The organism is Streptomyces sp. XY006 (assembly GCF_002237655.1).
In the GTDB taxonomy this organism is placed as follows: Bacteria; Actinomycetota; Actinomycetes; order Streptomycetales; family Streptomycetaceae; genus Streptomyces; species Streptomyces levis.
On the sequence record NZ_NOKT01000028.1, the window covers coordinates 114,132 to 124,704 of the forward strand.

General features: G+C 72.3%; 8 protein-coding genes and 1 pseudogene. 5 read left to right on the plus strand and 4 right to left on the minus strand.

Annotated elements, in window-relative coordinates; translation table 11 throughout:
• Window positions 1-60 precede the first annotated feature (60 nt).
• Window positions 61-2,295, plus strand: a complete 2,235-nt coding sequence (locus CHR28_RS28750; RefSeq protein ID WP_094056621.1) for a protein kinase domain-containing protein — start codon at window positions 61-63, stop codon at window positions 2,293-2,295.
• A gap of 19 nt (window positions 2,296-2,314) precedes the next feature.
• Here CHR28_RS28750 and nadA read toward each other — a convergent pair whose 3' ends face one another.
• Complete coding sequence (gene nadA / locus CHR28_RS28755; protein WP_094056633.1) at window positions 2,315-3,499, minus strand: quinolinate synthase NadA; 1,185 nt, start codon at window positions 3,497-3,499, stop codon at window positions 2,315-2,317.
• Window positions 3,500-3,782: 283 nt separating this feature from the next.
• On the opposite strand from nadA, the gene CHR28_RS28760 reads away from it, so the two are divergent.
• Window positions 3,783-4,139: a HesB/IscA family protein gene (locus CHR28_RS28760; RefSeq protein WP_010037217.1), complete on the plus strand. Its 357-nt coding sequence runs from the start codon at window positions 3,783-3,785 to the stop codon at window positions 4,137-4,139.
• A gap of 160 nt (window positions 4,140-4,299) precedes the next feature.
• Here the strand turns inward: CHR28_RS28760 and CHR28_RS28765 are convergent, their stop codons facing one another.
• A complete protein-coding gene (locus tag CHR28_RS28765) occupies window positions 4,300-6,189 on the minus strand; it encodes a hypothetical protein (protein ID WP_094056622.1) in 1,890 nt (629 codons plus the stop codon).
• Between the two features lie 146 nt (window positions 6,190-6,335).
• Window positions 6,336-6,545: a hypothetical protein gene (locus CHR28_RS28770; protein ID WP_094056623.1), complete on the minus strand. Its 210-nt coding sequence runs from the start codon at window positions 6,543-6,545 to the stop codon at window positions 6,336-6,338.
• 132 nt (window positions 6,546-6,677) lie between these two features.
• On the opposite strand from CHR28_RS28770, the gene CHR28_RS28775 reads away from it, so the two are divergent.
• Window positions 6,678-7,652 (plus strand): carbohydrate kinase family protein, encoded by a 975-nt coding sequence (locus CHR28_RS28775; protein ID WP_094056624.1) that lies wholly within the window; start codon window positions 6,678-6,680, stop codon window positions 7,650-7,652.
• A 115-nt stretch (window positions 7,653-7,767) separates the two neighbouring features.
• Here the strand turns inward: CHR28_RS28775 and CHR28_RS28780 are convergent, their stop codons facing one another.
• Complete coding sequence (locus tag CHR28_RS28780; protein ID WP_094056625.1) at window positions 7,768-9,150, minus strand: cysteine desulfurase/sulfurtransferase TusA family protein; 1,383 nt, start codon at window positions 9,148-9,150, stop codon at window positions 7,768-7,770.
• 264 nt (window positions 9,151-9,414) lie between these two features.
• Between CHR28_RS28780 and ctaC the strand changes: the two genes are divergently transcribed.
• Both ctaC and CHR28_RS28790 read left to right on the plus strand, forming a co-directional pair.
• Entirely contained in the window at window positions 9,415-10,380 is a 966-nt protein-coding gene (gene ctaC / locus CHR28_RS28785; RefSeq protein ID WP_094056626.1) for an aa3-type cytochrome oxidase subunit II, read from the plus strand.
• A pseudogene (locus CHR28_RS28790) lies at window positions 10,377-10,573 on the plus strand (cytochrome ubiquinol oxidase subunit I); the annotation flags it as partial. The gene ctaC and the pseudogene CHR28_RS28790, both read left to right, overlap by 4 nt.

Here is a 10,573-nt window from a genome sequence, read left to right on the forward strand (position 1 = left end):
GTGCCGTGTCGCCGTTACGTATCCTGACCCGGACTGCTTGGCGGGGGAGAGGAACCGGGCGTGCCGCTGCAGAAGGACGACCCGAAGTCGGTCGGCGGGTACAAGCTGGTCGGCCGGCTCGGGTCGGGGGGCATGGGGATCGTCTACCGCGGCCGGGCCCGCTCGGGGCGCGAGGTCGCCGTGAAGGTGGTGCACGCCCAGTACGCGCAGGACGCGGTCTTCCGCGCCCGGTTCCGCCAGGAGATCGAGGCCGTCCGCAAGGTCAGCGGCGCCTTCACTGCGCCGGTCCTGGACGCCGACCCGGAGGCGGAACGCCCCTGGATGGCCACCCAGTACGTGCCCGGACCCTCCCTCGCCGCGCTCATCCGCGACCAGGGCCCCGTGCGCGGCACCGCACTGCGCCGGCTGGCGCTCGGCCTGGTGGAGGCGCTGCGCGAGATCCACCGGGCGGGGGTGGTGCACCGGGACCTCAAGCCCGCCAACGTCCTGATGGCCGAGGACGGCCCGCGCGTCATCGACTTCGGCATCTCCCGCGCGGCCGAGAACCACCACACCCTGACCGAGACCGGCCAGATGATCGGCACGCCGCCGTTCATGTCGCCGGAACAGCTCACCGACGCCCGCTCGGTGGGCCCGGCCTCCGACGTGTTCTCCGTGGGCGCCCTGCTGGTGTACGCGAGCACCGGCCGGGGCCCCTTCGACGCCGACAGCCCCTATCTGACGGCCTATCGGGTGGTACACGACGCGCCCGTCCTGGACGGGGTCCCGGAGTCCCTGCACCCGCTGCTGGAGCGCTGCCTCGCCAAGGACCCCGCGGACCGGCCCGGACTGGACGACCTGGCCCGGGCGTTCGTGGCCGCGCTGCCGGAGACGGGCACGGACGACCAGGCCACCGTGACCCTGCGCAGGGACGAGGCGGCCCTGGTCAGCACCCGGCCCGCCGCGGCCGCCGACCCCGGCCCCCCGGCTCCCGGCAAGCGCCCGGGCCGCGCCCGGCGGCTGTGGGCCACGGCCGGCACGGCGAGCGCCCTCGCCCTCGGCCTGACGGGCTATCTGCTGCTCGGACCCGGACTCGCCGAGGACGACTCCCGCGCGGGAACGCAGACCACCGGCTCCGCACCCTCCCGCTGGACGACCGTCCCGGCCGGCTGGAAACCCTGGCAGACCACGGTGTACGCCACCGCCGCGCGGGGCGTGAAGGAAGGACGCGGCATCGCCGCGGGCGGGTCGATGAACGGCCCGCAGTGCCAGGTGTACGAGGGCGCCGTCCACTGCGCGGGCGACGGGGTGCTGCCCGTGCGCCTCGACGCCCTCACGGGACGGGCCCGCTGGCGCGCCGACGTGCTGCCGGCCGGCACGGGCAAGGGGGGGTACAGCTTCTCCGTCCTGGGCGTCGCGGACGACGCGATGCTGGTCGAGCAGACGTACGACCCCCACCAGGGGGACGACGTGGAGGTCACCCTCGCGGCCCTCGACACCGGGACCGGCAGGCGGCTGTGGCAGCGCACGGTGAACGTCGAAGCGGTGCGTCCGTACGTCTCGGGCGGCCTTGTCGTCGTCCCGGACGACGGCGGCCGCTCGGTGACCGCCCGCGCGCCGCGCACCGGAGCCGGGCGCTGGACGGCGCCGTTGCCCGAGGGGCAGTACTGCAGCCCGGCGGACACCGGCGACCACCGGTACCTGGAGTGCGTCCCGGACCTGGTGCCCTCGGAGGAGACGACCCTGCTGCGGCTGGACCCCGCCGACGGCTCGGCACGGCGTCTTACGGTGCCCGTCGGCGAAAGGCTCGTCGGCACGTCCGAGGGCCGCCTGGTCCTCCTCGAACCGACCGAGGACGACGAGGACGAGGCGTTCGCCGGGATCCGGCTGCTGGACCCGGACACCGGAGAGGACCGCGCGGTGCGGTTCGCGGAGCCGCTGGAGGGCAACGCGACGCTCTCGGACGGCACGCTGTGGTTCGCCACGTCCTCCGGGCAGGTCACCGCGGTGTCCGTCCGGTCGGGCGAGCGGCTGTGGCAGACCCGGACGAGCCTGGAGCAGCCCAGCGACGTCACCCACGACCCGCGCGCCCGCGTGGTCTACGTGTCCAGCGCCAGCGGCCGGGTCGCCGCCCTCGACACGGGCAAGGGCACGCTGCTGTGGGAGATCCTGCCGCGGGCCCGGCGGGTGACGAACCAGGGCTGGTCGCGCTCCGAGGTGCTGCTGCACGAAGGCGCCCTGGTCGTCGCCACCGCGGAGGGCGACCTCTTCACCCTCGACCCGGCCCACCCCGGCCGGAAACCCGTCACGGGGTGAGCCACACGAGCCGCGAGGGCTACGGCAGGGCCAGCATGCGCTCCAGCGCCAGCTTCGCGAACGCCTCCGTCTCCTTGTCGACCTCGATGCGGTTGACGAGGTTGCCCTCGGCCAGCGACTCCAGGGCCCACACCAGGTGGGGCAGGTCGATGCGGTTCATGGTCGAGCAGAAGCAGACCGTCTTGTCGAGGAAGACGATCTCCTTGCCCTCGGGTGCGAAACGGTTCGCCAGGCGGCGGACCAGGTTCAGCTCCGTGCCGATGGCCCACTTGGAGCCGGCCGGCGCGGCCTCCAGGGCCTTGATGATGTACTCCGTCGAACCGACGTAGTCGGCCGCGGCCACGACCTCGTGCTTGCACTCGGGGTGGACGAGGACGTTCACGCCCGGGATGCGCTCGCGCACGTCGTTCACCGAGTCCAGGCTGAAGCGGCCGTGCACCGAGCAGTGGCCGCGCCACAGGATCATCTTCGCCGCGCGCAGCTCGTCGGCGGTCAGGCCGCCGTTCGGCTTGTGCGGGTTGTAGACGACGCAGTCCTCCAGGGACATGCCCATGTCGCGGACCGCGGTGTTGCGCCCGAGGTGCTGGTCGGGCAGGAACAGCACCTTCTCGCCCTGCTCGAAGGCCCAGTCCAGGGCCCGCTTGGCGTTGGACGAGGTGCAGATCGTGCCGCCGTGCTTGCCCGTGAACGCCTTGATGTCGGCGGAGGAGTTCATGTACGAGACGGGCACGACCTGCTCGGCTATGCCGGCCTCGGTCAGCACGTCCCAGCACTCGGCGACCTGCTCGGCCGTCGCCATGTCGGCCATCGAGCAGCCGGCGGCGAGGTCGGGCAGGACGACCTTCTGGTCGTCGGAGGTGAGGATGTCCGCGGACTCCGCCATGAAGTGCACACCGCAGAACACGATGTACTCGGCCTCCGGACGCGCCGCCGCGTCCCGGGCCAGCTTGAACGAGTCACCGGTCACGTCGGCGAACTGGATGACCTCGTCGCGCTGGTAGTGGTGGCCGAGCACGAAGACCTTGTTCCCGAGCTTCTCCTTCGCCCGGCGAGCGCGCTCCACCAGGTCCGGGTCGGACGGCGAGGGCAGGTCGCCGGGACACTCCACGCCGCGCTCGCTCCTCGGGTCGGCCTCACGGCCGAGGAGCAGCAGGGCGAGGGGCGTCGGCTGTACGTCGAGCTCCTGGGTCTGGGCGGTGGTCACGACACGCACCCTTTCTGTTTCCGGCGACTTTTCGTCGATTTGACGCTATCTATCATAACCGCTTCACGTCACTTTGACGATGCCCATAGCGTCTGTGTGACGTGAATCCCGGCGAGCCGCCGTTCATTCCCGGGAAGACCGGGAAAGAGGCGTTTTCCGGTTCCCGGCGCGTGTGCGAGCATGAAAAGAAGCCGAGATCGAACGCCGGGCCCGGAATGAATCCGCGGCCGCGCCGGTTGGAACCGTCGGCAAGCAGTCTCCGTACAACCCGGGAGAGATGTAGATGTCCGTATCGGACGAGACCAGCACCGTCACCGACGGCATCATCCTGACCGACGCCGCCGCGTCCAAGGTCAAGGCGCTGCTCGACCAGGAAGGCCGCGACGACCTCGCGCTGCGCGTCGCCGTCCAGCCCGGCGGCTGCTCCGGCCTGCGCTACCAGCTCTTCTTCGACGAGCGTTCGCTCGACGGCGACGTCGAGAAGGACTTCGGCGGTGTGAAGGTCGTCACCGACCGCATGAGCGCCCCCTACCTGGGCGGTGCCACGATCGACTTCGTGGACACCATCGAGAAGCAGGGCTTCACGATCGACAACCCGAACGCGACGGGTTCCTGCGCCTGCGGCGACTCCTTCAGCTGAGCCGCCCGGCCGCCCCGCTGCGGCAGCGGACATGACGAAGGCGGCGGCCCCCTCCGACGGGGCCGCCGCCTTCGCGCTGCGCGGCGGTGCCGCGTGCTCCCAGGGCACCGGCACCGGCCGGCACTGCCGGCTTCCTGCGACTTGATCCGAACGACAGGCCCTAGCGCTCGCGCGACGGGGGAGCCGGCAGTCGCGCACCCTCCCTGGCCAGCGGAACCGGCTCGCCGTCCGCGTCCACGACCTTCCGGTCGCCGAGCGGCCGGTCCAGCGGCACCGTCTCCTGGAACTGCTTGGCGATCATGATGCAGACCTTGTCCGGCCACGGCGTCGACGTCACGGTGACCGTCACCTCGCCGCCCTTCTCGTCCGCCGTCACGTCGTAGTCGGCGCACACCCCGCCGGTGAACGTCACGGTCAGCTCCGCGCCCTCGGCCCGGTAGCCGTCGACCTTCACCTCACGCGGCCCGGGCTGCGACGTCGGCCCGTCGCCCGGCTCGCTCGGCGACGGGGAGGCCAGGTACTTCGGGTCGACCGCCGGGTACGTCACCGTGAACGGGTCCTTCGCGCCCGGCGCCGTCACCTCGAACAGCCAGGACGGCACGAGCGCCTGCCTGCCGTCCACGAAGTGCGAGGCCAGCCCGAACACCGCGTCCCGCACCGTCACCGTGTCCCGCTGCGGCGTGCCGCTCGCCGGCGATCCGCAGGGCTCCTCCGGCCGGTCCTCCAGCGGCACGGGACTGGCGCAGCCGCCGATGCCCATCCGGTGGTCGTTCTCCGGCCGCCCCTCCATCAGGTCCAGCGCCTTCTCCGCACCGACCACGGGGTACGTGTCACCCCGCACCGGCGCCTTCAGCAGGCCGCTGCCGCCGACGACCTCGCCGCCGGAGCCGACCGTGATCCCGGTCGTCCAGCCGTGCGTGGGCAGTCCGCCGACCTCGGGTGAGGCGTTCACCACCCGCTGGGCGCCCATGACCTGGCTCGCGTCGACCTTCGCGTCGTCCTGACCCAAGGCCTTCAGCACCGGCGCCGCGGCCTTCTCCGCCACGTCCTCGCCCACCGGGGTGCCGCCGGGCCGCTGGGTGGTGCAGGTGTCGGTGCCCTTGCAGTCGTCGCTGCCCGGGGTGTACCGGGTGAACGTCCACGAGCCCGGTGCCTGCCGGTTCACCTGCAGACCCGGCCCCGAGCCGTCCTGGCCGCCGATCCTCCAGACCTCGCCCTGGGCGACGGGCTTGCCCTCGACCCCGAGCGCCTTCGCCAGCCGGGCCACGTCGGCCTCGGCGATCTCACCGCGCGCCAGGTACACCGGGGCCTCGGCGGGCCCCTCGGGCAGCGTTCCCTCGACCCGGTAGGTGGCGCCGTAGGGGTTGGGCTCACCGGGCGCGATGCCGTTGCCGCCGTCCGTGGAGTCCGAGTACCCGTCGAGCGCGAGCGGCGGGGGAGTGCCGTCCCCGCCGGGTGCGCCGGACGTCGCCCCGCCGCCCGACCCGCCGGACGCGTTGGCGGCGAGCCAGGCACCGCCCCCGCCGATCAGGAGCACGGCGGCGGCGACGGAGGCGATGACCGCGGGCGTACGCGGCCGCCCACCGCCCTGCCGGGCCTGATCCTCACCGTCGCGGGTCAGGTCGTGGACGGCGGCCGGGGCGTCGTGGCTGTCGGCGGCGTGGTCCGCGTCCGGCGCCGACGCGCCCGCGGAGTCATCGGCAGCCGCCGAGGCACTGTCGGAGGTCGCGGCTGTCTCGGAGACCCCTTCGGTCTCGGCCGCCTCCGCAGCGCTCGGAGCCTCCGAGGCAACGTCGGTCTCGGCAGCGCTCGGAGCCTCGTCGGTCTCGGCAGCCTCCCCGGCACCGTCGGTCTCGGAGGCCTCCGAGCCACCGCCGGTCCCGGCGTTCTCCGCCGTCTCCGCGTTCTCGGCCTTCCCGGCGACCCCGTCGGACTCGGTGGACCCCGCCGGCGTGCCGGCCTCGGCCACACCCGGCTCCGGGGTGTCCGCGGTACCGGCGTCGCCCGCCGCCCTGGCGTCGTCGTCGTTGTCGGGTCGCTCGGTGTTCACCGCATCGCTCCTTCGGCTGCACAGCTGTCCCATGGGACCCGGCCCGCTCGGAACAGGGCCGTCGGTGGGTCGTATCCCGCCTCCCCTTTACGGGGGACAGCGATGGGACGCAGCGGGGGAGCTCGCGGTTCCCGGGCGTGCGCCGCTCAGTCCCCGTAGTCCGCCATGGCGTCGAGCAGCCGCGCCGACGACGGCGGCACCGTCACACCGTGGATCAGGGCCGGCGAGACCGGCCGGGCGGCGACCCGGTCGGGTACCGCCCAGTGCGGAGCCATCCGCGCCCCGTACCCCGGCAGCGACGCAAGCTCGCCTTCGAGATCGACCGGAACGGGGTTCTGGACCTTGAGGTTCGTCATACCGGCACCGTATGCACGCCGGGACTCACGGAGAAAGATCTACTATCGGGTAGTTTCGCTGCCTTCAGGCGGGCCCCGCCCACCCGATAGCGTGAAGTGTCAAGGTCCGCCTCCCTCAGGAGAATCCTCGCCGTGCGCATCGCAGTCACCGGCTCCATCGCCACCGACCACCTCATGACCTTCCCCGGCCGCTTCGCCGACCAGCTCGTAGCGGACCAGCTGCACACGGTCTCGCTGTCGTTCCTGGTCGACAAGCTCGACGTCCGCCGCGGCGGCGTCGCCGCGAACATCGCCTTCGGCATGGGGCAGCTCGGCACCCGGCCGATCCTGGTCGGCGCCGCCGGCGCGGACTTCGACGAGTACCGGGCCTGGCTGGAGCGGCACGGCGTCGACACCGACTCCGTCCGCATCTCCGACACGCTGCACACCGCGCGCTTCGTGTGCACGACCGACGCCGACCACAACCAGATCGGCTCCTTCTACACGGGCGCCATGAGCGAGGCCCGCCTCATCGAGCTGAAGACCGTCGCCGACCGCGTCGGCGGTCTCGACCTGGTCTCCATCGGCGCGGACGACCCGGAGGCCATGCTCCGGCACACCGAGGAGTGCCGCGCCCGGTCCATCCCGTTCGCCGCCGACTTCTCCCAGCAGATCGCGCGGATGGACGGCGAGGAGATCCGCATCCTCCTGGACGGGGCGACGTACCTCTTCTCCAACGAGTACGAGAAGGGCCTCATCGAGACCAAGACCGGCTGGAGCGACGAGGAGATCCTCTCCCGCGTCGGCCACCGGGTGACCACCCTCGGCGCCCGGGGCGTGCGCATCGAGCGGACCGGCGAGGACCCGATCGAGGTCGGCACGCCGGACGAGGAGCGCAAGGCCGACCCCACGGGCGTCGGCGACGCGTTCCGCGCGGGCTTCCTGTCCGGTCTGGCCTGGGGCGTCTCCCTGGAGCGCGCCGCGCAGATCGGCTGCATGCTGGCGACCCTCGTCATCGAGACGGTCGGCACGCAGGAGTACCAGCTGCGCCGGGGCCACTTCATGGAGCGGTTCACCAAGGCCTACGGGGACGAGGCGGCGGCGGAGGTCCAGGCGCACCTGTCCTAGGCGCACTGTCCTGGGCGCACCCGTCCTGACCGGCGCCGTGCGCGGGTGCGCGGGGCCGGCCGCGCCCCGCGGCGCCCGGCCGCGTGCCGGCCCGGCCTCGCGCCCCCCGAGGTGCTCAGGCGACCCGGCGGACCACGTAGGCCGTCCCCCGGTCCGCCGGCTCCTCCCCGACGTACTCCTGGTTCCTCATCTCGCACCACGCCGGGATGTCCAGCCGGGCGGCCTCGTCGTCCGACAGCACCCGGACCAGGCCGCCCACCGGCACGTCGCCGATCACCTTGGCCAGCTCGATGACCGGGATGGGGCAGCGCTTGCCGAGGGAGTCCACGACGAGGACGTCCTCCTCGCGGGCGACCGCCGCCGCGGCGGCCGGGGCGCCGAGCTTGTCCCGGACCGCCGCCACCACCCCGGGCAGCACCTCCAGGAACCGCTCCACGTCCTCCTCGGCCGCCCCCATCGGCAGCGACACCCGCACGTTCCCCTCACTCAGCACCCCCATCGCCCGCAGCACATGGCTGGGCGTCAGCGTGCTGCTCGTGCAGGACGACCCGGACGACACGGAGAAGCCCTCCCGGTCCAGCTCGTGCAGCAGCGCCTCGCCGTCGACGTAGAGACAGGAGAAGGTGACGACCCCGGGCAGCCGGCGCACCGGATGGCCCACCACCTCGACGTCGGGGACGAGCCGGGGCACCCGGGCGCGGATCCGCTCCGTCAGTTCCCGCAGCCGCGCGGCCTCGGCGGCCGCCTCCGCCCGCACCGCCCGCAGGGACGCGGCCGCCGCCACGATCGCCGGGAGGTTCTCGAAGCCGGGCGCCCGCCCCGACTCGCGCTCGTCCACCGGCCCTTGCGCCGAGAACCGCACCCCCTTGCGCACCACGAGCAGCCCGACCCCGGACGGCCCGCCCCACTTGTGCGCGCTCGCCGTCAGCAGCGACCAGTCCCCGTCCACCGGCCCCCACCCCAGCGACTGCGCCGCGTCCACCAGCAACGGCACCCCGGCCGCCCGGCACACCTCGGCCACCTCGGCGACCGGCTGCTCGGTCCCCACCTCGTGGTTGGCCGACTGCAGACACGCCAGGGCGGTGTCCTCGCGCAGGGCGCCGGCGTACGCCGACGGATCCACCGCGCCGCTGCGGTCCACCGCCACCCGGCCGACCGAACCGCCCGCCGCCTCGTGCGCCTCCGCCGAATGGAGTACCGAGGAGTGTTCGACCGCTGACACGATCAGGTGGCGCCCGACCCGCCGCCGCCCGGCCAGTGCCCCGGCAATCCCCGTGTGCACGGCACGCGTTCCGGACGGGGTGAAGGCCAGCTCGTCCGGGCGGCACCCCACCGCCTCGGCGGCGGCCTCCCGCGCGGCGTCCAGCAGGACCCGGGCCCGCCGTCCCTCCCTGTACAGACGTGCGGGATCGGCCCACCCCTCGTCCAGGGCGGCCAGCAGGGCCTGCCGGGCGACGGAATGGAGCGGAGCAGCGGAAGCAGCATCGAAGTAGGCCACACGCCAACGCTAGAACGCCCGGAAGCGGAACGGACCCCAGGGGTGCGGGGAACTGCGCGAAAAGCCACAATCCACCCGCAGCCGCCAATTCAGCGAACCACCCGAGTGAGTAGGCACCCCTCCCCGAGAACCCCCGGAGGGCGTCGGCTAGGGTTTGGTCCGCATAAACATCCAAACCCCTGCCCGACGCAGGGCGGCGACCGACCAGCGAGAAGGCCAGGCCGCAGCCGAACCGCGCGGGCGAGACTCTCGGGAAGGCGCTACGTGAGTCCCAACGGCTCCGACCGCTCGCCGCGGCGCCCGATGCGGCGGAAGCTGCTGCAGGCACTGACCGCGGGCCTGGTCTTGGCGACAGCCACCGGTTGCTCGTACAACTGGGAAGACTTCCCCCGCCTTGGTATGCCCACCCCGACCACGGAAGAGGCTCCGCGGATCCTCTCCCTGTGGCAGGGGTCCTGGGCGGCTGCGCTCGCCGTCGGCGTGCTGGTGTGGGGTCTGATCCTGTGGAGTGCTTTCTTCCACCGGCGCAGCCGCACCAAGGTCGAGGTTCCTCCGCAGACCCGGTACAACATGCCCATCGAGGCGCTGTACACGGTCGTCCCGCTCATCATCGTCTCGGTGCTGTTCTACTTCACCGCCCGCGACGAGTCCGAGCTGCTCAGCCTCAAGAAGAAGCCCGACGTCACGGTGAACGTGGTCGGCTTCCAGTGGAGCTGGTGCTTCAACTACATCGAGCCGGTCGCCGGTTCCACGGGTGACGCCAAGAAGTCCCCGGAGCTCGACGCGATCCCGGACCGGTTCAAGGAAGACTTCCCGGCCGACGCCGGCGGCGTCTACGACTGCGGTACCCCCGGCACCCGGAACCCGCAGACCAACAACCCGGGTCCGACGCTGTGGCTGCCCAAGGGCAAGACGGTCCGCTTCGTGCTGACCTCGCGTGACGTCATCCACTCCTTCTGGGTGGTGCCGTTCCTCATGAAGCAGGACGTCATCCCGGGCCACACCAACGCCTTCGAAGTGACCCCCAACAAGGAGGGCACCTTCCTGGGCAAGTGCGCCGAGCTCTGCGGCGTCGACCACTCCCGGATGCTGTTCAACGTGAAGGTGGTCTCCCCCGAGCGCTACGAGCAGCACCTCAAGGACCTCGTGGACAAGCAGCAGAACGGTTACGTTCCTGCCGGCATCGAGCAGGCGGGCCCCGAGAAGAACCGAAGGTCGAACATCCTGTGAGCATCCTCAACGAACCTCAGGGTGCCGCGGCGGCAGGGTCCCACTACGAGGACGAGTTGCCGGTCCGGCGCCAGAACCGCGGCAGTGTCGTGGTCAAGTGGCTGACGACCACGGACCACAAGACGATCGGCACGCTGTACCTGGTGACGTCGTTCGCGTTCTTCGTCATCGGTGGCGTGATGGCGCTGTTCAT

What these genes read in the sequence shown, in the direction of transcription:
- CHR28_RS28760 (WP_010037217.1), top strand. Translation starts at nt 3,783, where the DNA reads ATGTCCGTATCGGACGAGACCAGCACCGTCACCGACGGCATCATCCTG.
- CHR28_RS28770 (WP_094056623.1), bottom strand. Translation starts at nt 6,545, where the DNA reads ATGACGAACCTCAAGGTCCAGAACCCCGTTCCGGTCGATCTCGAAGGC.